This window comes from Herbaspirillum sp. VT-16-41 (assembly GCF_001994935.1).
GTDB lineage: Bacteria > Pseudomonadota > Gammaproteobacteria > Burkholderiales > Burkholderiaceae_D > Herbaspirillum > Herbaspirillum frisingense.
Genome location: NZ_MUXB01000106.1, coordinates 127,550 through 148,426 on the forward strand (window position 1 = coordinate 127,550; position 20,877 = coordinate 148,426).

Annotated in this window: 17 protein-coding genes; 10 read left to right on the forward strand and 7 right to left on the reverse strand. The window is 65.3% G+C overall.

Features of this window, described 5'->3' with window-relative positions; genetic code table 11:
* Positions 1-32: 32 nt before the first annotated feature.
* Positions 33-1,040, reverse strand: coding sequence for a zinc-binding alcohol dehydrogenase family protein (locus BTM36_RS13060; RefSeq protein WP_077236609.1), 1,008 nt, complete (start codon positions 1,038-1,040; stop codon positions 33-35).
* A 172-nt stretch (positions 1,041-1,212) separates the two neighbouring features.
* Complete coding sequence (locus BTM36_RS13065) at positions 1,213-2,781, reverse strand: PLP-dependent aminotransferase family protein (protein ID WP_077236610.1); 1,569 nt, start codon at positions 2,779-2,781, stop codon at positions 1,213-1,215.
* 126 nt (positions 2,782-2,907) lie between these two features.
* Between BTM36_RS13065 and BTM36_RS13070 the strand changes: the two genes are divergently transcribed.
* From BTM36_RS13070 to gabD, 6 genes are all read left to right on the forward strand, one after another.
* Positions 2,908-4,188, forward strand: coding sequence for a 4-aminobutyrate--2-oxoglutarate transaminase (locus BTM36_RS13070; protein ID WP_077236611.1), 1,281 nt, complete (start codon positions 2,908-2,910; stop codon positions 4,186-4,188).
* Between the two features lie 114 nt (positions 4,189-4,302).
* A complete protein-coding gene (locus tag BTM36_RS13075; RefSeq protein ID WP_254426996.1) occupies positions 4,303-5,424 on the forward strand; it encodes an ABC transporter ATP-binding protein in 1,122 nt (373 codons plus the stop codon).
* A gap of 162 nt (positions 5,425-5,586) precedes the next feature.
* Positions 5,587-6,630, forward strand: coding sequence for an ABC transporter substrate-binding protein (locus BTM36_RS13080; protein WP_077236613.1), 1,044 nt, complete (start codon positions 5,587-5,589; stop codon positions 6,628-6,630).
* 223 nt (positions 6,631-6,853) lie between these two features.
* Complete coding sequence (locus BTM36_RS13085; RefSeq protein ID WP_039876955.1) at positions 6,854-8,137, forward strand: ABC transporter permease; 1,284 nt, start codon at positions 6,854-6,856, stop codon at positions 8,135-8,137.
* A gap of 52 nt (positions 8,138-8,189) precedes the next feature.
* Entirely contained in the window at positions 8,190-9,023 is an 834-nt protein-coding gene (locus BTM36_RS13090; protein WP_006465263.1) for an ABC transporter permease, read from the forward strand.
* A gap of 48 nt (positions 9,024-9,071) precedes the next feature.
* A complete protein-coding gene (gabD, locus tag BTM36_RS13095; RefSeq protein WP_174616849.1) occupies positions 9,072-10,529 on the forward strand; it encodes an NADP-dependent succinate-semialdehyde dehydrogenase in 1,458 nt (485 codons plus the stop codon).
* 138 nt (positions 10,530-10,667) lie between these two features.
* On the opposite strand, the gene BTM36_RS13100 is transcribed toward gabD, so the two are convergent.
* Complete coding sequence (locus tag BTM36_RS13100) at positions 10,668-10,889, reverse strand: type II toxin-antitoxin system Phd/YefM family antitoxin (RefSeq protein ID WP_077236614.1); 222 nt, start codon at positions 10,887-10,889, stop codon at positions 10,668-10,670.
* Between the two features lie 230 nt (positions 10,890-11,119).
* Between BTM36_RS13100 and BTM36_RS13105 the strand changes: the two genes are divergently transcribed.
* Genes BTM36_RS13105 through BTM36_RS13115 form a run of 3 tightly spaced genes read left to right on the forward strand, consistent with a single transcriptional unit; the run spans position 11,120 to position 14,486 of the window.
* Positions 11,120-12,448, forward strand: coding sequence for an MFS transporter (locus BTM36_RS13105; RefSeq protein ID WP_077236615.1), 1,329 nt, complete (start codon positions 11,120-11,122; stop codon positions 12,446-12,448).
* Positions 12,448-13,467, forward strand: a complete 1,020-nt coding sequence (locus BTM36_RS13110) for a histone deacetylase family protein (protein WP_077236616.1) — start codon at positions 12,448-12,450, stop codon at positions 13,465-13,467. The genes BTM36_RS13105 and BTM36_RS13110 overlap by 1 nt, the downstream gene beginning before the upstream one ends.
* A gap of 41 nt (positions 13,468-13,508) precedes the next feature.
* Positions 13,509-14,486, forward strand: coding sequence for a LysR family transcriptional regulator (locus BTM36_RS13115; protein ID WP_139347146.1), 978 nt, complete (start codon positions 13,509-13,511; stop codon positions 14,484-14,486).
* Here BTM36_RS13115 and BTM36_RS13120 read toward each other — a convergent pair.
* The 4 genes from BTM36_RS13120 to BTM36_RS13135 form a co-directional block, all read right to left on the reverse strand.
* Complete coding sequence (locus BTM36_RS13120) at positions 14,483-15,373, reverse strand: LysR family transcriptional regulator (RefSeq protein WP_077236617.1); 891 nt, start codon at positions 15,371-15,373, stop codon at positions 14,483-14,485. The genes BTM36_RS13115 and BTM36_RS13120 overlap by 4 nt on opposite strands.
* A gap of 89 nt (positions 15,374-15,462) precedes the next feature.
* On the reverse strand, positions 15,463-17,553 hold the full coding sequence (locus BTM36_RS13125; protein WP_077236618.1) for a pyridoxamine 5'-phosphate oxidase family protein: 2,091 nt from the start codon (positions 17,551-17,553) through the stop codon (positions 15,463-15,465).
* 59 nt (positions 17,554-17,612) lie between these two features.
* Complete coding sequence (locus tag BTM36_RS13130) at positions 17,613-18,230, reverse strand: glutathione S-transferase family protein (protein WP_077236619.1); 618 nt, start codon at positions 18,228-18,230, stop codon at positions 17,613-17,615.
* 222 nt (positions 18,231-18,452) lie between these two features.
* Positions 18,453-19,721, reverse strand: coding sequence for an MFS transporter (locus tag BTM36_RS13135; RefSeq protein ID WP_077236620.1), 1,269 nt, complete (start codon positions 19,719-19,721; stop codon positions 18,453-18,455).
* Between the two features lie 79 nt (positions 19,722-19,800).
* Between BTM36_RS13135 and BTM36_RS13140 the strand changes: the two genes are divergently transcribed.
* On the forward strand, positions 19,801-20,850 hold the full coding sequence (locus BTM36_RS13140; protein WP_254426997.1) for an AraC family transcriptional regulator: 1,050 nt from the start codon (positions 19,801-19,803) through the stop codon (positions 20,848-20,850).
* Positions 20,851-20,877: the final 27 nt, after the last annotated feature.

Sequence of the window (20,877 nt, forward strand, 5' to 3'; positions counted from 1 at the left end):
TGATTGCCTCTCCTGGCCTGGCACCCGAGGGCTCAGAAGCCTTCCAGCACCACCTTGCCCCGCGCCCGATTGGTCTCGATCAGGGCATGCGCACGGCGCAGATTCTCGGCATTGATGCTGCCGAAATGCTCGCCCGTGGTGGTGCGCAGCACACCCTCGTCGATCAGTTGCGCCACGCGTTGCAGGAGCTCATGCTGGCGGATCATGTCGGCGGTCTGGAACATGGAGCGCGTGAACATCAGCTCCCAGTGCAGCGAAATGCTCTTGCGCTTGAGCGGCACCACATCCAGGGTGGCCGGGTCGTCGATCAGGGCCAGTTGGCCCTGCGGCGCCAGTACCTCGACAATCTGCGCAAAGTGCTGGTCGGTATGGGTCAGGCTGATGACGATATCGACCTCGGGGATGCCGATCTTCTCCAGCTGCGGCTTGAGCGGCTGGCTATGGTCGATCACGTGGTGCGCACCCAGCTCCTGCACCCATTGCACGGTCTCCGGGCGTGAGGCGGTGCCGATGACGGTCAGCTGCGTCAGGCGGCGGGCCAGCTGCGTCAGCATGGAGCCGACACCCCCGGCAGCACCGATGATGAGCAGGCTGCGTCCCTGGCCGCTGCCTTCCGGCACCGCCACGCGGTCGAACAGCAGTTCCCAGGCCGTGATGGCCGTCAGCGGGATGGCCGCTGCATCGGCGTGGCCCAGGCTGGCGGGCTTGCGGCCGACGATGCGCTCGTCGACCACGTGCAGTTCGCTGTTGGAGCCGGGTCGGGTGATGGAGCCGGCATAGAACACTTCATCACCAGGCTGGAACAGCGTTACCGCCGATCCCACGGCGCGTACCACGCCCGAGGCGTCCCAGCCCAGTACGCGCGGCTCCTTGACGGGCGAGCCGGCGCGCACCTTGGTATCGACCGGATTGACCGAGATCGCCTTGACCTCGACCAGCAGGTCGCGCTCGCCCGGTGTGGGCTCGGGCAGGGTGGTATCGATCAGGGACTCGGGGTTGCTGATGGGCAGGCCGTGCTGCCTGTAGACGATGGCTTTCATGGGAAATCCTTTTCTGTGGAACATGAGGGTTGCATCAGGCAGGAGGCTTGTATCTGCCTGCCTTGCATGGACACCATCTTAGGTCCGCAAGCTCGCGCCCGCCAGAACCTGCCCCGATAAAGACTTTCATCGCAGAAGCGAAAATCGCCCGCAATCCCTTGCTGCAGGCGGCTCACGCCAGATGCGGCTTGATCACCGCTGCCAGCTTGTCGAAGGCCCGGGCGATCTCGTCATTGGGGACACTCGCATAGCCCAGCAGCAGCCCACGCCGCGCACCACGGGCATGCATGTAGTAGCGCGACAGCGGTCGCACCACGATACCGGCGGCCAGCGCCTGCTCGCAGATGAGCACGTCGTCGCATTCCTGCGGCAGACCCAGCACCAGGTGCAGGCCGGCCTCGCCGCCGGTGATGGTCATCTTTTCGCCGAAGTGGCGATTGATGGCCTGTTGCAGCAACTGCAGCCGTTCCGCGTAGAGCACCCGCATCTTGCGGATGTGCGACGCAAAATGCCCCTCGGCCATGAAGTCGGCCAGCGTCGCCTGCAGGAACACCTGGCCGTTGCGGTACAACTCGGCGATGCCGGTGGCGAAGGCGCGGGAGAGCGATTCCGGCACCACCAGGAAACCGATGCGCAAGCCCGGGAACATGATCTTGCTGAAGGTCCCCATGTAGAGCACCCGGTCCTGGGTATCCATGCCCTGCAGCGAAGCCAGCGGCCGTCCGCCGTAGCGGAATTCGCTGTCGTAGTCATCCTCGATGATCCACACCTTGTGGGTCGCGGCGTATTCCAGCAGCATGCGCCGCCGCGACAGGCTCATCACCATGCCCAGCGGATACTGGTGTGAAGGCGTGGTGCAGATGAAGCGCGGCGGCCGGCGCAGGTTGGCCAGGCGCATGCGCATGCCCTCCTGGTCCACCGCGATGGGGACCGACTGGATGCCCAGCGAATTGAGCACGCTGCGCGTGCCCCAGTAGCAGGGGTCTTCGACCCAGGCAGTATCGCCATGCTCGCCCAGCAGCTTGACCACGATGTCGATCGATTGGTGGATGCCGGTGGTGATCAACACCTGCGAGGCCGTGCAATTGACCGAGCGCGCCACGCGCAGGTATTCGGCGATCTGCTCGCGCAGCCCCGCATAACCGGCGCCGGGGCCATAGGTCAGCAGGTCCGAATTGGAACGACGCCAGTGCTTGTTCTGCAGCCTTCCCCAGATCTTGTAAGGCACGCAGGTGACATCCGGCACACCCGGCATGAAGGCGCCCCACTGACGCTCGCCGACACCGGCCTGCCGCGTCAGCAACGCACCCCGCGCCGACAGTTCGGACTTGCCGGAGGGGTCCGTCAGCGGCTCCTTGCGCTCCACTGCTTCGGGCATCTGGTCCGGCGCCGTGTCGGCCACGAAGGTTCCGGCGCCGGTGCGGCTTTCCAGATACCCCTCGGCCAGCAACTGCTCATAGGCATAGGTCACGGTATTGCGCGAGGTCCCCAGCTCAGTGGCGAGGTCGCGCGAGGACGGCAATTGCATGCCGGCCGGCAAGGTGTGGGCCAGGATGGCTTCGCGGATCAACTGGTAGATCTGCCGATTCACCGGAACGGCAGCCGCGGTCTTGCCTGTGCGGGGGCTTTTCGCTGCGGCGCTCTCCCGGCCGGCAGCGGCACGGCCCTTGCCCGGACCGGCCTTGGAGGAAGGCCGGTTGATGCGCAGCAGCAGATAGTCGGACAAGGAGGCGAGTTTCAAGTGGCACCATCAGATATTTGAAATTGGCTCTATATTACAGTGCCACTTGGGTTTTATATTGTTTCCTGACTCAGCAATTTCCGCGCCGTGCCGGCGCCACTCAACGCAGCAAGAACGGAGCAAGCAATGACCACCCAGGTGACCAACCAGGAACTGCAACAACGAAAGAACGCCGCCACCCCGCGCGGCGTGGGCGTGATGTGCGACTTCTACGCCGAGCGTGCCGTCAACGCCGAGTTGTGGGATGTCGAGGGCCGCCGCTTCATCGACTTCGCCGCCGGCATCGCCGTGCTCAACACCGGCCACCGTCATCCGAAGCTGCTCGACGCCATGCGCGCCCAGATGGAGAAGTTCACCCACACCGCCTACCAGATCGTGCCCTATGCCAGCTACGTGGAACTGGCCGAGCGCATCAACGCCGTGACCCCGGGCGACTACCCCAAGAAGACCGCCTTCTTCTCCACCGGCGCCGAGGCGGTGGAAAACGCCATCAAGATCGCCCGCGCCCATACCGGCCGTCCTGGCGTGATCGCCTTTGCCGGCGGCTTCCACGGCCGGACCATGATGGGCATGGCGCTGACCGGCAAGGTCGCTCCCTACAAGCTGGGCTTCGGCCCCTTCCCGGGCGACGTCTACCACGCCCCCTACCCCAGCGCGCTGCACGGCATCAGCACCGAAGACGCGCTGGAAGCCGTCAAGGGCCTCTTCAAGAGCGACATCGAAGCGCGCCGCGTGGCCGCCATCATCCTGGAGCCGGTGCAGGGCGAAGGCGGCTTCTACGCCGCCCCGGCCGACTTCATGCGCGGCCTGCGCGCCATCTGCGACGAGCACGGCATCCTGCTGATCGCCGACGAAGTGCAGTCCGGCTATGGCCGTACCGGCAAACTGTTTGCGATGGAACATTACGACGTGCTGCCCGATTTGATGACCATGGCCAAGAGCCTGGCCGGTGGCATGCCGCTGTCGGCCGTCAATGGTCGTGCCGAGATCATGGATGCGCCCGCCCCCGGTGGCCTGGGCGGCACCTATGCCGGCAATCCCCTGGCGGTGGCCTCGGCGCTGGCGGTGCTGGACGTGATGCAGGAAGAAAAGCTGGTAGCCCGTGGCGCACGCCTGGGCGACAAACTGCAGGAGCATCTCAAGGAACTGCGTTCGGCCGTGCCGCAGATTGCCGAAGTGCGCGGCGTGGGTGCCATGGTCGCCGTGGAGTTCGCCGACCCGGCCACCGGCAAGCCGGATGCGGACTACACGAAGAAGGTGCAACAACACGCCCTGGATCACGGCCTGCTGCTGCTGACCTGCGGCAGCTACGGCAACGTGATCCGCTTCCTGTTCCCGCTGACGATTCCTGATGCCGTCATGGACGAAGCGCTGGGCATCCTGGCCGCAGCCATCAAGCTGGCCTGAGATTTGCATTGCAGGGCAGCTGCAGGATCAGTAGCAGATCAGTAACAGGGTAGACGGGCCGGGCGACGAATCCGGCCCCGCATAGAGAGAGGATCGATGATGGCAGCTTATGCAATGAAGCAGGCACCCCAGCAACAAGCGACGGCCGACAGCAACAGCGACGTGCTGGTGCAATTCTGTGGCGTGAAGAAGACCTATGACGGCGAGAACCTGATCGTCAAGAGCCTGGACCTGGAGATTCGCCGTGGCGAGTTCCTGACCCTGCTCGGCCCCTCGGGTTCGGGCAAGACCACCTGCCTGATGATGCTGGCGGGGTTCGAGTTTCCCACCGGCGGCGAGATCCGTCTCGATGGCCAGTTGCTCAACCGCGTGCCGCCCCACAAGCGCAACATCGGCATGGTGTTCCAGAACTATGCGCTGTTCCCGCACATGACCATCGCCCAGAACGTGGCCTATCCGCTGTCGGTGCGCAAGATGGATCGCGCCACCCGCGAAGCCAAGGTCAAGCAGGCGCTGGACATGGTGCAGATGGGGAAATTCGGCGACCGCTATCCGACCCAGCTCTCGGGCGGCCAGCAACAGCGCGTGGCGCTGGCGCGCACGCTGGTCTTCGATCCGCAACTGGTGTTGATGGACGAACCACTAGGTGCGCTGGACAAGCAGCTGCGCGAACACATGCAGCTGGAACTGAAGGCCCTGCACAAGCGCCTGGGCGTGACCTTCGTCTATGTCACCCACGACCAGAGCGAAGCCCTCACCATGTCCGACCGCGTGGCCGTCTTCGACCAGGGCGTGATCCAGCAACTGGCCCCGGTGACCGAACTCTACGAATATCCCGACAACCAGTTCGTGGCCAACTTCATCGGCGACAACAACCGTTTCAAGGGCAGCGTGGAATCGGTACAGGGCGAGCACTGTACCGTGCGCCTGGCCGATGGCACCGTGCTGACCGGTCTCAATGTCCACCGCGCGCACGCCGGCCAGACCATCACCGCCTGCGTGCGTCCAGAACGCATCCGCCTGGCCGCAGGCGGCAGCAGCGAACCCAACAGCCTGCGCGCCACCATCGGCGGCCTGATCTATTTCGGCGATCACGTGCGCGTACGGTGCACCGTCACGGAGCAGGAAGATTGCTTCGTCAAGCTCTCCCTGTCCGACCCGGCGCTGGCCGGCTTGACCGAGGGCAGCAGCGTGGTGCTGCATATCGCGCAGGATCGCCTGCGCTGCTTCCTCTGACTTCCCCGATTTCTTCCCGTTTACTTAGTTTTTTGTTTCGCCGTACCTTGATGTTGCAGTTCCATTTGTTAGTTTTCCAGGCAACGCAGATTGCCCATGAAGTCCGATCCAGCGCAACAACGTCACACAGTCAACAAGCACGATAACCAACGAGGAACAACAATGAAACGCCTGACACCCGCCCTGCTGTCCCCGCTCGCCCTGGGCCTGCTGCTTTCCGGCGCGGCCTCTGCCGCTGAACTGACCCTGGTCAACTTCGGCGGCGCCAATGGCAACGCGCAGAAGGTCGCCTACGTCGAACCCTTCCAGAAGAGCACCGGCACCAAGGTCGTGACCGCCGAATTCAACGGCGAACTGGCCAAGGTCAAGGCCATGGTCGAAACCAAGAAGGTCAGCTGGGACGTGGTGGAAATCGATGGCGGCGACCTGAACCGCGCCTGTGACGATGGCCTGATCGAAAAACTGGACCTGGCCAAGACCATCAAGAAGGACGACTACATCCCCGAAGCCACCGTCAGCGAATGCGGCATGGGCGCCTTCGTCTGGTCCACCGTGCTGGCCTACAACGCCGACAAGCTCAAGACCGCACCGACCGGCTGGGCCGATTTCTGGGACACCAAGAAATACCCCGGCAAGCGTGGCATGAAGAAGAGCGCCCAGTACAACCTGGAGTTCGCCCTGATGGCCGACGGCGTGCCGACCAAGGACGTCTACAAGGTGCTGGCCACCAAGGAAGGCGTGGATCGCGCCTTCAAGAAACTGGACCAGCTGAAACCCAACATCCAGTGGTGGGACGCGGGCGCCCTGCCGGCACAGTTCCTGGCCTCGGGTGACGTGGTCATGGCCAACGCCTACAACGGCCGTATCGATGCTGCCCAGCGCGAAGGCAAGAACCTCAAGGTGGTCTGGACCGGCAGCGTCTATACCCTGGACTACTGGGTGATCCCCAAGGGTTCGCCGAACAAGGCCCTGGCCGAGAAGTTCATCAGTTTCGCCAGCCAGCCTGAGAACCAGAAGGTCTATGCCAACAACATCGCCTATGGCCCCGTCAACAAGGGCGCCCTGAAGCTGCTGGACGCCAAGACCCTGGGCAACCTGCCGACCTCGCCGGCCAATGCCAAGGACGCCGTGCAACTGAGCCTGCAGTTCTGGACCGACCACGGCGAAGAGCTGGAGCAACGCTTCGCCGCCTGGATCGCGAAGTAACAGGCCCCATGCAGCTGCGCGCTCCCACTCCCGTTCGTCCTGAGTAGCGGCGTAGCCGCGTATCGAAGGCACCCACCTCTGTGCGCCTTCGATACGGCCCTTGCTGGGCCTACTCAGTCCGAACGGGAGCGGGTATTGCAGCAGCAGTTGCATGCGTCCCGCAACGGCGCGCTGATTTCCAAGAACTGTTGTGTTGAAACTGCTGCCACCGGATTACCGAGACATGACCACCATCGCCACCCGCACCGCCGCCGCCATGCCCCTGGCCGAACCCGACCCGCAGCAACTCAAGCGTGAACTGCACGCCGCCCAGACCCGCAAGCGACTGGGTGCGCTGGCACTGATCGCCCCGCTGGCGATCTTCCTGCTGCTGACCTTCGTGGCCCCCATCGTGGCGCTGCTGCAGCGCGCCGTGGAAAATCCCGAAGTCGCCGCTACCCTGCCGCAGACGGTGGCCGTACTGTCGCGCTGGGACCGCAAGGCCGCCCTGCCCGACCAGGCTTACGCCGCCCTGGCCGAAGACTTGGCCCGCGCCAAGGAAGAGACCACCGCCGGCAACCTGGCGCGCCGTCTCAATATCGAAATCGCCGGCTCGCGCTCGCTGGTGATGGGTACCACCCGCGCCATGCCGCTGCGCGACGCCGACGGCAAGCCGCTGGCGCCGGCCGCCGCGCGCGAGGCCATCATCGCCCTCAATCCGCTCTGGGGCCAACCGGACATCTGGCGCGTGATCGCCCAGAACGGCTCGGTCTATTCACCCTATTACCTGCTGGCCTCGCTGGACCTGCGCCAGAACGTCTTCGGCGACATCGAAGCTGCCGCGCCCGAATCAGCCATCTACCGCACCATCTTCGGCCGCACCCTATGGATGAGCGCGGTGGTCACTCTGATCACGCTGCTGCTGGCCTATCCGCTGGCCTACTGGCTGTCCACCATGTCGGAGCGCCGCGCCAACCTGCTGATGATCCTGGTGCTGATCCCCTTCTGGACCTCGATCCTGGTGCGCGTGGCGGCCTGGATCGTGCTGCTGCAGTCGGAAGGCCTGGTCAACAAGGCCCTGATGCTGGCCGGCCTGACGCAGTCGCCGCTGGAACTGGTATTCAACCGGGTAGGCGTGTATATCTCGATGACCCACATCCTCCTGCCCTTCATGATCCTGCCGCTCTACAGCGTCATGAAGTCGGTGCCGCCGACCTACCTGAAGGCGGCCGTGTCGCTGGGTAGTCACCCGTTCGCCGCATTCTGGCGCGTCTATGTGCCGCAGACCTATCCGGGCGTGGGCGCGGGCGTGCTGCTGGTGTTCATCATGGCTGGTGGCTACTACATCACTCCGGCCCTGCTGGGCGGCCCCAACGAACAGATGGTGAGCTACTTCATCGCCTACTTCATCAATACCACCATCAACTGGGGCATGGCCTGCGCGCTGGGCGCCCTGCTGCTGGCCGCAACCCTGGTGCTGTACAGCGTCTACCGCCGCTTCGCCAAGGTGGACGTTGGCATCGGATGAGCTTGCACCGACCGACTGCCGCGCTGCCATCGATGAATCCAGGAAACCCGCCATGAACAAACCGCCTCTCTTTCCACCCTATACCTCGCTCGTCGAACGGGTCTGGTACTTTGCCTCGCGCAGCTTCAACCTGCTGGTGTTGCTGTTCCTGGTGCTGCCCATTCTGGTGATGATCCCGCTGTCGTTTTCCGACAGCAGCTTCCTGATGTATCCCATCAAGGGGTTCTCGCTACGCTGGTATGAGAACCTGTTCACCTCGGACGACTGGATCCGTGCCGCCAGGAACAGCTTCATCGTCGCCCCGGCCGCCACCGTCATCGCCACCGTGCTGGGCACGCTGGCTGCGGTCGGCCTGAACAAGGCCGACTTCCGGGGCAAGGGCATCCTGATGGCGATCCTGATTTCGCCCATGATCGTGCCGGTGGTGGTCGTGGGCGTGGGGGTGTACCTCTTCTTTGCCCGCATCGGCCTGGCCGACAGCTATCTCGGCCTGATCCTGGCGCACGCTGCACTGGGCGCGCCCTTCGTGGTGACCACCGTGCTGGCGACCCTGCAGGGCTTCAACCACAACCTGGTGCGCGCCAGCCTGAGCCTGGGCGCCAGCCCCTTGCGCACCTTCTTCCGCATCACCCTGCCGGTGATCGCCCCGGGCCTGATCTCGGGCGCCCTGTTCGCCTTTGCAACTTCCTTCGATGAAGTGGTTCTTACCCTGTTCGTAGCCGGCCCCGAACAGGCCACGCTGCCGCGCCAGATGTTTGCCGGCATCAAGGACAACATCAGCCCGACCATCGCCGCGCTGGCGACGATCCTGATCCTGTTTTCGACCTGCCTGCTGCTGGCCCTGGAATGGCTGCGCGGGCGCAACAAGGCCGCAGCCCGCTTCTGACGCTGCGCCCATCCGGATACCCACATGGAAACCCAACGGAGACCCGACATGCTGCAACAACTCAAAGACCCTTCCCTGCTGCGCCAGCAAGCCTATGTCAACGGCGCCTGGTGCGACGCCGACAGCGGCGCCACCCATGAGGTTCACAACCCCGCCAACGGCACCCTGCTGGGCCATGTGCCGATGATGGGCGCAACCGAGACGCGCCGCGCCATCGACGCCGCCAACGCTGCCTGGCCGGCCTGGAAGAAGAAGACTGCCAAGGAACGCAGCGTCATCCTGCGCCGCTGGTATGAACTGATGATGGCCAACGCCGACGACCTGGCCCTGATCATGACCGCCGAGCAAGGCAAGCCGCTGGCCGAGGCACGCGGCGAAATCGGCTACGCCGCCTCCTTCATCGAGTGGTTTGCCGAAGAAGGCAAGCGCACCTACGGCGACACCATCCCCTCGCCCTCCCCGAACAGCCGTATCGTCGTGATCAAGGAAGCCATCGGCGTATGCGCGGCGATCACCCCGTGGAACTTCCCGGCGGCAATGATCACCCGCAAGGCCGGCCCGGCACTGGCCGCCGGCTGCCCGATGGTCTTGAAGCCGGCCGAAGCCACCCCCTTCTCGGCCCTGGCGCTGGCGGTCCTGGCCGAGCGCGCCGGTGTGCCGGCGGGCGTGTTCAGCGTCGTCACCGGCGCGGCCAAGGAAATCGGCGGAGAAATGACCTCCAACCCTATCGTGCGCAAGATCAGCTTCACCGGCTCCACCGGCGTGGGCAAGCTGCTGATGCAGCAGAGCGCATCAAGCATCAAGAAGCTCTCGCTGGAACTGGGTGGCAACGCCCCCTTCATCGTCTTCGACGATGCCGACCTGGATGCCGCCGTCGAAGGCGCCATCGCCTCCAAGTACCGCAATGCCGGCCAGACCTGCGTATGCGCCAACCGCATCTACGTGCAAGACGGCGTGTACGATGCCTTCGCCACCAAGCTGGTGGAAGCGGTCAGGAAGCTGAAGGTGGGTGATGGCATGGAGAACGGCGTGAACCAGGGCCCGCTGATCAACGAACAGGCCGTCAAGAAGGTCGAACAGCACGTTGCCGACGCCGTCGCCAAGGGCGCCCGCGTACTGCTGGGCGGCAAGCGCCACGCGCTGGGCCATGGCTTCTTCGAGCCCACCGTGCTGGCCGACGTCACCCCGGCCATGCAGGTCGCTCGCGAAGAGACCTTCGGCCCCATGGCCCCGCTGTTCCGCTTCAAGACCGACGACGAAGCCGTGGTCCTGGCCAACGACACCGAATTCGGCCTGGCCAGCTATTTCTATTCACGTGACATCGGCCGCATCTGGCGCGTGGCCGAAGGCCTGGAATCGGGCATGGTGGGCATCAATACCGGGCTCATCTCCAATGAGGTCGCTCCCTTCGGCGGCGTCAAGCAATCCGGCCTGGGCCGCGAAGGGTCCCACTATGGTATCGATGATTATCTGGTGGTGAAGTATCTGTGCATGGGGGGCATCTGATCTGCACGATACTGAACTGATCTGCCATGATCAGCCGACCGCTGCGGCGGTCGGATTACCGGATTACCAGAGGGCCTTGACGGGGAAGTAGGCGCGGATCGCTTGGCGCCTGCCCCCATCATTTGAGTTACCGTTCCCTCACCACTCAACATCCACTTGGCGTGTTGGGTCCTCATAGCGCAGCACCGAGCCTGCCAGAATGTCCAGCGGCTTGCGCCCAGCGCCGCGAAAAGGCAGTACCTCAAGCGTCGGCTTACCGTTATCGGTAATGACGATACTCCCGCCCAAAGTTTCTACCTGTCGGAAATACTCTACCGCCTTGGCCTTGAACTCCATCTTGGAGACTTGCGTGGCTCGCATGCGCGACCTCCGGTTAAATGGGTGTGGCCGTCATCATGAAACAAAACGATGGGTCCCACGAACTATTTTTAATCAGAAGCTATTGCCTGCGGCGAAGAAGGTTCACACGCCTAGCACATAGATAAGAAAACCGAATGTGAAAGATTCAAAAAGCTAATTTTTCTTATGAACGCGGCAATCGTATAACTCCAGTTCCCCTTACCTCAACACCCACCACGGGAGACTGGACCATGCACACCGCCCCACCCCGGCACCAGCCGGTTCGCGCCTCACTGGCTGCCTTCGTCGGCACCATGATCGAATGGTATGACTTCTACATCTACGCCATGGCCTCGGCCCTGGTATTCGGCAAGCTGTTCTTCCCGACCACCAATGGCTTCTACGGCACGCTGGCCTCCTTTGGCACCTTCGCCGTCGGCTTCCTGGCGCGACCGCTGGGCGGGGCGATCTTCGGCTACATCGGCGACCGCGTCGGTCGCAAGAAATCACTGGTGATCACGCTGCTGATGATGGGCTCGGTGACGATCCTGATCGGGCTGCTGCCGACCTATGCCAGCATCGGCATCTGGGCGCCGGTAGCACTGGTGCTGCTGCGCCTGATCCAGGGCATAGCAGTCGGCGGCGAATGGGGCGGGGCCGTGCTGATGGCGGCCGAACATTCGCCGGATCGCAGCCGGCGCACCTTCCTCGCCTCGTTCGCGCAACTGGGCAGCCCCGCCGGGCTGATCCTGGCCACGCTCATGTTCAAGCTGGTCAGCAGCCAGGACAATGCGGTCTTCCTCGACTGGGGCTGGCGCGTTCCCTTCCTGGTGAGCGCCCTGCTGCTGGCAGTGGGATTCGCGATCCGGCTGTCGGTGCAGGAGTCGCCCGACTTCCTGGCCGAACAGCAGCGCCGCGCCACGGCACCCGCCACCCGCGCCGAGCGCGCGCCGCTGACCGAGGTACTGCGGGGCGCGCCCGGCCTGCTGGCGCTGGCCATCGGTGCCAATGTGCTGGGCATCGCCGGCTTCTACTTCACCAATACCTTCATGCTGGTGTACACCACGCAATACCTGCACCTGCAGCGGGCGCTGGTGTTGAATGGCTTGCTGGTGGTGTCGGTGATGCAGTTCTTCATCACGCCGCTGGCGGCGCACCTGGCACGCGGTATCGGCAATCATCGTTTCCTGGTGGCGATGTCGGCGCTGTCGGTGGTCTCGCCCTATGCCATGTTCTCGCTGGTGGACCAGGGTTCGCTGGCCAGCGTGACACTGGGCGTGGCGATCGCGGTGCTCTTCATCGGCGCCTACTATGCGGTCATCGCCGGCTTCGTCAGCGAGGCCTTCCCGACCCGCATCCGCTATACCGGCATTTCCATGGCCTATCAGGTTTCGGGCGCCATCTTCGGCGGACTGACACCCTTGCTGGGCACCGTTCTCGCGGAAAAATTCCAGGGCCAGTGGTGGCCGCTGGCCCTGCTGTTCTCCGGTATCTCGCTGCTGTCGCTGCTGTGCGTGCAACGCCTGGGCCGTGCGCACCATGCCGCCCCGGAACGCGGTCTGCAGGCGCAGGAGAGCTGATGAAGACCTTCTACCACCCCGACCAGAAACTGCATCACCCCCAGAGCTATTACTCGCGCGGCAAGATGCGCGTGCCGCAGGAGGTACCGCAACGGCTGGACGAACTGGCCGCGCTGGCCACCCGCCTGGGCTTTGCAGTACAGGCGCCACCGGATGCCGGGGCGGCCGCCATCGGTGCGGTGCATGCGCTGGATTATCTGCAATTCCTGCAGGAGGCCCATGCGCAATGGATGGCCTTGCCCGACGACTGGGGCGATGAAGTGGTCTCCAACATTTTCGTGCGCGAGCCCAATCCCCTGCGCGGCGTACTGGCCAAGGCGGCGCGTTACCTGGCCGATGGCAGCTGCCCGGTGGGGCCGCAGACCTGGCATGCGGCCTACTGGTCGGCGCAATGCGCCATCGCCGGCGCACAGGCGCTGCTGGCCGGCGAGCGGCGTGCCTATGCGCTGTGCCGCCCGCCCGGCCACCATGCGCGGCGCGATGCGGCCGGTGGCTTCTGCTATCTCAACAATGCCGCCATCGCCGCGCAGATGCTGAGCGAACGTCATCGGCGGGTGCTGGTGCTGGATACCGACATGCACCACGGCCAGGGCATCCAGGAAATCTTCTATGCCAGGCGTGACGTGATGTATGTCTCCATCCACGGTGATCCGGTGAATTTCTATCCGGTGGTGGCCGGCTTCGAGGAAGAGCGCGGCCAGGGCGAAGGCCTGGGTTACAACCTCAATCTGCCCATGCCCCATGGCTCGCCGGAGGCGGTCTTCTTCGACCGGCTGCAGCAGGCCTGCCGCGCCATCACCCTGTATCAGCCGGAGGTGCTGGTGCTGAGCCTGGGCTTCGACATCTTCGAGAAGGACCCCCAGGCCGTGGTCGGTGTGAGCGCGGCCGGCTTCGAACGGCTGGGGCGCGCGGTGGGCGCGCTGGGACTGCCCACGCTGGTAGTGCAGGAAGGCGGTTACCATATTGCCGGATTGCAGGACAATGCCGCGCGATTCTTCGCCGGACTGGAGCATCCCTGAATCGCCATTGCCGCGCCCCAGCCCCCAACGCCAGAGCCCCCATGAGCCACGCCCCCGCCAGCCCCCGCCCTCTCCTGCCGCCGCTGTCCTCGGAACGCATGGACTGGAACCTCTTGCGCACCTTCATGTTCGTGGTCCAGGAGCGGGGCGTGGGGCGCGCCGCCGAGACCCTGTGCCTGAGCCAGCCTGCAGTCAGCCAGGCCCTGCGGCGACTGGAAGAGACCCTGGGCGGCGTGCTGCTGCACCGCCGCCATGGTGAATTCCGCCTCACGCCACTGGGCGAGGAAATCTATGCCGTGGCGCGGGAGATGTATGGCATGGTGGCGCGCATCGATGGCGCCGCCGGCCATGCCGGCGAGGACGTGGCGGGCAGTCTGCGGCTGTTGCTGATGAGCCGGGTACAGAGCGCGGCGTATGACGATTTCCTGGCGCGCTTCCATCGTCGCTATCCGCGTGTGGAGTTCCGTATCGATGTCATGCAGAGTGCCGCCATTCTCGACACCCTGGCCAAGGGCAGCAGCGGCCTGGGCCTGTGCCTGTGCCGCAAGCCGGTGGAAAAGCTGGAGCGGCGCCTCTTCCTGCGGCATCGCTATGTGCTGGTGTGCGGACGCCATCATCCCCTGTTCGCCCAGCGCAGCGTCAGCATGGCCGAACTGCTGGTGCAGAATTTCGTCTGCTTCGCCAGCGACCAGTTGGGCGACACGCTGTCCCCGTTGACCGTCTTCCGCGACCAGCAGGGCTTCACCGGCCATATTGCCGGCACCTCACCGCATGTGGAGGAAATCCGCCGCATGGTGGTGGCCGGCGTGGGCCTGAGTTTCCTGCCCGAGCACCTGATCGGCCAGGATGTGGCCGAGGGCCAGTTGAAGGTGCTCCCGCTGGACGGGCCGGTGGCCGAGATCGATGTCTTCCTGACCTGGCATGGGCAGCGCAAGCTGTCGGCGCCGGAGCAGGCTTTCCTGGCCTCGTTTGAGAGGTTCCTGCAGCGGGTGCCGCTGGAGGCCAGGACGGCAAGCTAGCTGAACAGCGGATTGCCCCGCAAGCGCGCCACCGCCAGGTCGATGAAAGCCCGCACCTTGGCCGGTGAGTGCCGTCCTTCCGGGTAGAGCACGTGGATCGGCAGGGGTGGCTCTTCGAATTCGCGCAGCACGCGCTGCAAGCGGCCTTCCTTCAGATCGGCCGCGACCTGGTAGGCCAGCACCCGGGTCAGTGCCCAGCCCTTGCGGGCGGTGCTGATGGCGGCTTCGTTGGTGTTGGTCTGCAGGACGGCGTCGATCAGCACGCGCTGGCCGTCGGCGAAGCGCCATTCCGGCGAGGCCCAGGCGCTGGTGGAGGTGACGATACGATGCTGCTTGAGATCGGTAGGCGAGGCAGGTGTGCCGTGCTGGCGCAGGTAATCCGGCGCGGCGCAGATCACCTGGCTGACCGATCCCACCTGGATGGCCGTAAAGCCCGAATCGGGCAGATGGCCGATGCGGATGGCCACGTCCATGCCTTCATCGACGATGTTGACGGGGCGGTCGATGAAGAAGGTGCGCGCCCGCATGTCGGGATAGAGATCCAGGTATTCGGTGACGATGGGCAGCACATGCATCTGCCCGAACATGAAGGAAGCGGTCACCGCCAGCGTGCCGGCGGGCCTGGCATGGTGGCCGGCGGCGGCAGCCTCGGCTTCGGCGATCTCGCCCAGGATGCGGCGGCAGTCTTCCAGGTAGCGCGCGCCGGCTTCGGTGGTCTTCACCGAGCGGGTGGTGCGGATCAGCAGGCGACCGCCGACCAGTTCTTCCAGCGCCGCCACGGTACGGGTCACCACCGGGGCGCTCAATTGCATCTGTCGCGCAGCCTTGGCGAAACTGGCCGTTTCCGCGACTTGTACGAAGATGCGCATCGCCAGCCAACGGTCCATGTGCTTCCCTTCCCTGGGTATCGAAGAAGCTCGCATTATGCCTGCTTCCGTCGGGCCAGAGGCAACCCGGATGGCGCGCACGATCCCGCCTACAGCGCCAGTTCGATGCGGCCACTTCCCGGCTCGGCCGGCTGCGCGGGAACGGCGCAGCACAGCAGCACTTCACCCTCGCCGACCTTGGCCTGGGGCGGCGTCGGGTAGGTGACGGCGCCGGCCAGCAGGCGGGTGCGGCAGGTGCCGCAGTGGCCTTCGCGGCAACTGAATTCGGGCTCCAGGCCGCGGGCCTCGGCCAGTTCCAGCAGGCTGCCGGTGCCGGGCGTCCAGCGCGCTTCCTTGAGGCTGTCCATGAAGAACACCGGCACCGCTTCGGTGGCAACCGGTACCGGGGCGGGTGCGGCTTGTGCTGCCTGTGAGGCTTGTGCCGTCTCGGTGGCAGCGCCGGTGCGGGTGAGCGATGCCGGGCCGAAGGCTTCGGCATGGATGCGTTCATCGCCGATGCCATAGCCGCGCAGGCCGTCGTAGAGCGATTGCATGAACGGTGACGGCCCGCACAGGTAGAACTCGTAATCACCGAAGGACAGCGAGCGTGCCAGCAAGGTCATGTCGATGCGGCCGGCGGCATCGAAGTCGCGGCCTTCGATGGCATCGGTGGTGTCGCCCAGCACGCGCACCACCTTGATGGCCCCCTTGCCGGCGGCCACCAGTTGCGCCAGTTCGGCGTCGAATGCGCGCTCATTTTTGCTGCGTGCAGCGTAGAACAGTGTGGCCGGGCGCATGCGCTGCGTGCGCAAACCTTCATACACCATGTGACGCAGCATCGCGATCATGGGCGTGATGCCCACGCCACCGGCCAACAGGACCACCGGCCGGGAGGATGTTTCATCCAGCATGAAATCGCCGGCCGGCGCCCGCACTTCAATATGGTCACCTTCCTGCAATTGCGCATGAAGATGCTGGGATACCTGGCCATCACGCTTGACGCTGATGCGGTAATGCGCATCCGACGGTGCCGAGGACAAGGTATAGGTGCGGATCAGCGGCTTGTCGCTGCCAGCGGTCTGCACGCGGATCGGCAGGTGCTGTCCGGGCAGCGCCGGCAGCAGGCCGGCACCGTCATCAGGCTGCAGGTGGAAGGAGCGGATGGAATCGCTCTCCTGCACCACGCGGGCGACCTTGAGCCTGCGCCAGCGGCTGCCCTGCTCCTGGGCCAGCAGGCGTTGGCCGGTCTGCTGCCAGTCGCCCGTCATGAGCGAATTCGGCGACCAGGCGTCTTGCTGGAAGCGCCAGCGCAGGGCCAGCGCGCCGGGCCGACGCACGATCTTGCGCGGGCGGAAGGTCCACAGCCGTTCGGCGCCCTGGAAGGCGGCAATCTCGGGCGACTCCAGGATCAGCTCGGCCTCGCCGGTCATCTGCAGGACGTCGCCTTTGTCGAAATCGACGAACATCAGGCCGGCCCGGCCATTGAGGACGATGTTGCCGAGTGTGGAAAAGAACAGGTTGCCGTCGAAGTCCGGCACGGTCAGCGAGCCGTCCTGGTTCACCCGGACGAAACCGGCCTTGCCGCCGCGATGCGAGACATCGACCTGGCGAGCATCTTCCAGATCGACATAGGAGGCCACGAAGAAGGTGTCGGCCTGGCCGATCAGCGTGCGGGCTGCAGCGTCGAGGCTGGTCATCGGCTCGACCTGGTCGACGTGGGCCGCTTGCGGTTCGCGCTCGAAGGAAAAATCGCGCAGCTGGATGTAGCGGGGGCAGTTGCCGAAACTCTGGTCCACCTCCACCCGCCAGCCATCGGCCAGCGGCGTGAGCACGCCATTCATGCGGTTGCGGCGACGGGTATGCAGTTCCATCCCCAGCAAACCCACTGGCGCACCGGCGACCATGCCGGCCGCTGCCGGGTCCTGGGCCGAGGGGCGGGCCCGGATGTCCAGCACCGTGGGCGAAGGCGACTCCATGAAGCCGGGCCGGCCTTCCAGGAAGGTGGCCCAGGCATCGCCTTCGGCGTCCACGCTACCCAGCACGATGAAGGGCAACTGGGCGTAGAAGGCGCGATGCTGGTCGGGCATGAAGTCGCGCACCACGCGACGCCCCACCGCTTCCATCTTGTCGGCCACGCCCAGCTTTTGCTGGAGCAGCTTTTCGCCGGCATGCCAGGTCGATGCGTTGGAAGGAGTCTTCATGTCTGGCCTCGCTGAATCTGATGGATGGTGGGTGGTCGGCTGATCGGTGGACTGGACGTTCAGGCCTTGGCGGTCAGGCCGGCCGGGGTCTGGATGAACGGCACGAAACCAGGCAAGGCTTCGATGCGCGCCAGGAAAGCGGTCACTGCCGGGTAACCGCTCAGGTCGACATTGCCTTCCGGGGCGCGGGCCAGGTAGCTGTAGACGGCCACGTCGGCAACGGTGGGATGCTCGGCTGCCAGCCAGGTGCGCTGGCCCAGGTGCTGTTCCATGCGGTTGAGCAGGACGTGGGCGCGCTTGATCACTTCCTCGGCATTGAAGGTGGCACCGAATACCGTCACCAGTCGCGCCGCCGCCGGGCCGTAGGCCAGTTCGCCGGCCGCCACCGACAACCAGCGCTGCACAGCCGCTGCGCCCTGCGCGTCTTCCGGCAGCCAGTCGCTGCGACCGGCTTTCTTGGCCAGGTAGACCAGGATGGCGTTGGAGTCGGCGATGACCACACCTTCATCTTCCAGCACCGGGACCTGACCGAAAGGGTTGAGGGCGAGGAAGGCCGGCTGGCGGTGGGCGCCGGCCATCAGGTCGACTTCGATCAGTTCGGCATCCAGGCCGAGCAGGGAGGCGAACAGGACGGCGCGGTGGGCGTGGCCGGACATGGGGTGGTGATGGATCTTCATAGGGTGGCTCCTGGTGGGTTAAGTCGGTCAGGACTTGTTCCTGAACCGTGAAGCCAGTGTGGGGCCAAGCGCGGATGAAGAGAATCCGTGCCGTGAGCACTTCTTTATTGCATGGGGAGGAATAATGCCGGGAGGGGTGCCGCTTCCGGTGCCAGAGGCCACCGGAAGCGGGAGGACAACCAATGAGGACGATCAGGCAGCTGGATCGGCCTCACTACCAGCTCAGAAGTGGGCGTTGCCGGCCACCGCCGCGCCGCCGCCGCGGGGGCCGTAGCGCAGGGTCAGCAGCGTACCCAGGGTGATGGTGACCACCGCGAAGATCGGCCCACCCAGGGCGCCGACATGATCCACCAGCACGCCACCACCGATGGCGCCGCTGGCGATGGCGACCTGGAAGGCCGCTACCAGCAGGCCACCAGCACCTTCGGCATGGTCCGGAGCGGCCCGCACGATCCAGGTCTGGAAGCCGACCGGGAAAGCGCCAAAGGCAAAGCCCCACAGCGTGATGGCGATGGCTGCCACCATCGGCGAGCTGCCGGCCACCCACAGGGACGCCGCCAGCAGCGCAATCAGGGTGCCGCCGGCCACGATGGCATAGCGCTCGCTGCGCTCGGCGATGAAGCCGCCGGCGAAGTTACCGAAGAAGCCGCCCACGCCATAGCCCAGCAACACCGCCGAGATGGTGGCCACCGACATGTGGGTGATCTGCTCCATCAGCGGGCGGATATAGGTGAAGCCGGCAAAATGCCCCGACACCACCAGCAGTACCGCCAGCAAGGCCACCCGCACATCGGTGCGGCCCAGCAGTTCGGACAAGACCTTGAGGCTGGGGTGATCCTTGGGCGGCAGCCGGGGAATGGCGATCCACTGGATCGCGATGGCCACCAGGCTGACCACGCCAGCGGCCACGAAGGCGCTGCGCCAGCCCCACAGATTGCCCATGTAGGCGCCGATGGGAGCGGCGCAGACGGTCGCCACCGAGACCCCGGTCAAGATCAGCGACATGGCGCGTGCGAAGAGGCGCTCCGGCACCAGGCGCATGGCCAGGGCCGCCGCCATCGACCAGAAGCCGCCCAGCGCTACCCCCAGCAGGACCCGCGCCACCAGCAGCACCGGCAGGCTGGGTGCAGTCACGGCCAGGATGTTGGAGATCAGCAGCAGGAGCGAGAGCATCAGCACCACGCGCTTGCGGTCGATATTGCGGGTCAGCAGCGGGATGCTGGGTGCGGCCACGGCGCCGACGATGGCAGTGGCGGTGACGGCCTGGCCAGCGGCGCCGTCGGAGACATGCAGGTCGGTGGCGATGGCTGTCAGCAGGCTGGCCGGCAGGAATTCGGCGGTGACCAGGCTGAAGACGCCGAGCGCCAGGCTGGCAATGCCGGCCCAGTTGGCGGGGGCCTCCTGCCCTGCTTCGTGGGCAGGAGAGGAAGCTGGGCGAGCCGGGGCCGACGTCTGGGTCAGCGGGGCCTCGAGGGTGCCGGGGTTGGACATGGAAATACCTTTCTTATCACAGGGAAGCGAAGTTTATGGTTAAATACCTGGACTTTCCATGCCGATATTTCGCAATAAGATGACTATTCGTCCAAACTTGTCCGATATCCCCGAGACCACTGCCGGGTTCCGTCCCGCGCCTGCCGTGCGCCAGCCCCATCAGGCTGATCCAGGCGATGCGCTGACCGAAATCCTGCTGGGCCTGCGGCTGGATGGCGTGGAATATGCACGCTATGTGCTGCATGAGCCGTGGGCCGTGGCCTTTCCGGCGCGACGTGAGGCGACTTTCCATTTCGTCGCCCAGGGCAGTTGCTGGATGCAGGTCGGCCAGGATGACTGGCTGCAGCTCAATGCCGGTGATGCGGTATTGCTGCCACGGGGTTCGCTGCATGCCCTGGCCAGTTCGCCGGGGTTGCCGACGGTGGAGATCGGCAAGCTGGCGCGCAAGGCGCTGGCGGAGAACCTGTTTCTGGTGGACGACCGCGCGCCAGGCCTGGCGGAGGTAGACCGGGCCAGTGCCGAAGCCGTCACGGCGGCGCCCTCGCATGTGCTGTTTTCCGGCACGCTGCGCTTCAATCTCGATCCGCTGCACCCGCTGTTGATGATGATGCCGGAGGCCATGCGCGCCTGCGACCTGGCCCAGCGCGACCCGGCGGTGCTGGCGCTTCTCGATGCGATGGAGCGCGAGGTGGTGCTCAACCGCATCGGCGCCTGCGGCATCCTGGCACGCCTGGCCGATGTGCTGGCGGCCAGCATCATCCGCGGCTGGGTGGAATGCGCCTGCACCGATGCCAGCGGCTGGATCGCGGCGGTGCGCTGCCCGCAGATCGGGCGCGTACTGGCGGCGGTGCACCAGCACCCGGAGCGTGACTGGTCGGTGGCCGAACTGGCCTCGCTGATGGGGGCCTCGCGATCGAGCTTCATCGAGAAGTTTTCCAGCGCGGTGGGCGAGACCCCGGCCAAGTACGTGGCCCGGGTGAAGATGTTCCAGGCACGCCACTGGATCGCCCGCGACGGGCTGCGGGTGGCGGTGGTGGCCGAGCGCCTCGGCTACGATTCGGAAGCCTCCTTCAGCCGCGCCTTCAAGCGCATCATCGGTCACCCGCCCAGCCAGGCCCGGCTGGGCTGAAGCTCCCCGCCGGCGCTGGCTGCGGCG

Excerpts from the sequence above, each read along its gene's own strand:
- BTM36_RS13060 (WP_077236609.1), bottom strand. The coding sequence starts at position 1,040 with ATGAAAGCCATCGTCTACAGGCAGCACGGCCTGCCCATCAGCAACCCC.
- BTM36_RS13070 (WP_077236611.1), top strand. The coding sequence starts at position 2,908 with ATGACCACCCAGGTGACCAACCAGGAACTGCAACAACGAAAGAACGCC.
- BTM36_RS13075 (WP_254426996.1), top strand. The coding sequence starts at position 4,303 with ATGAAGCAGGCACCCCAGCAACAAGCGACGGCCGACAGCAACAGCGAC.
- BTM36_RS13080 (WP_077236613.1), top strand. The coding sequence starts at position 5,587 with ATGAAACGCCTGACACCCGCCCTGCTGTCCCCGCTCGCCCTGGGCCTG.
- BTM36_RS13085 (WP_039876955.1), top strand. The coding sequence starts at position 6,854 with ATGACCACCATCGCCACCCGCACCGCCGCCGCCATGCCCCTGGCCGAA.
- BTM36_RS13090 (WP_006465263.1), top strand. The coding sequence starts at position 8,190 with ATGAACAAACCGCCTCTCTTTCCACCCTATACCTCGCTCGTCGAACGG.
- gabD (WP_174616849.1), top strand. The coding sequence starts at position 9,072 with ATGCTGCAACAACTCAAAGACCCTTCCCTGCTGCGCCAGCAAGCCTAT.
- BTM36_RS13100 (WP_077236614.1), bottom strand. The coding sequence starts at position 10,889 with ATGCGAGCCACGCAAGTCTCCAAGATGGAGTTCAAGGCCAAGGCGGTA.
- BTM36_RS13105 (WP_077236615.1), top strand. The coding sequence starts at position 11,120 with ATGCACACCGCCCCACCCCGGCACCAGCCGGTTCGCGCCTCACTGGCT.
- BTM36_RS13110 (WP_077236616.1), top strand. The coding sequence starts at position 12,448 with ATGAAGACCTTCTACCACCCCGACCAGAAACTGCATCACCCCCAGAGC.
- BTM36_RS13115 (WP_139347146.1), top strand. The coding sequence starts at position 13,509 with ATGAGCCACGCCCCCGCCAGCCCCCGCCCTCTCCTGCCGCCGCTGTCC.
- BTM36_RS13120 (WP_077236617.1), bottom strand. The coding sequence starts at position 15,373 with ATGGACCGTTGGCTGGCGATGCGCATCTTCGTACAAGTCGCGGAAACG.
- BTM36_RS13125 (WP_077236618.1), bottom strand. The coding sequence starts at position 17,553 with ATGAAGACTCCTTCCAACGCATCGACCTGGCATGCCGGCGAAAAGCTG.
- BTM36_RS13130 (WP_077236619.1), bottom strand. The coding sequence starts at position 18,230 with ATGAAGATCCATCACCACCCCATGTCCGGCCACGCCCACCGCGCCGTC.
- BTM36_RS13135 (WP_077236620.1), bottom strand. The coding sequence starts at position 19,721 with ATGTCCAACCCCGGCACCCTCGAGGCCCCGCTGACCCAGACGTCGGCC.
- BTM36_RS13140 (WP_254426997.1), top strand. The coding sequence starts at position 19,801 with ATGACTATTCGTCCAAACTTGTCCGATATCCCCGAGACCACTGCCGGG.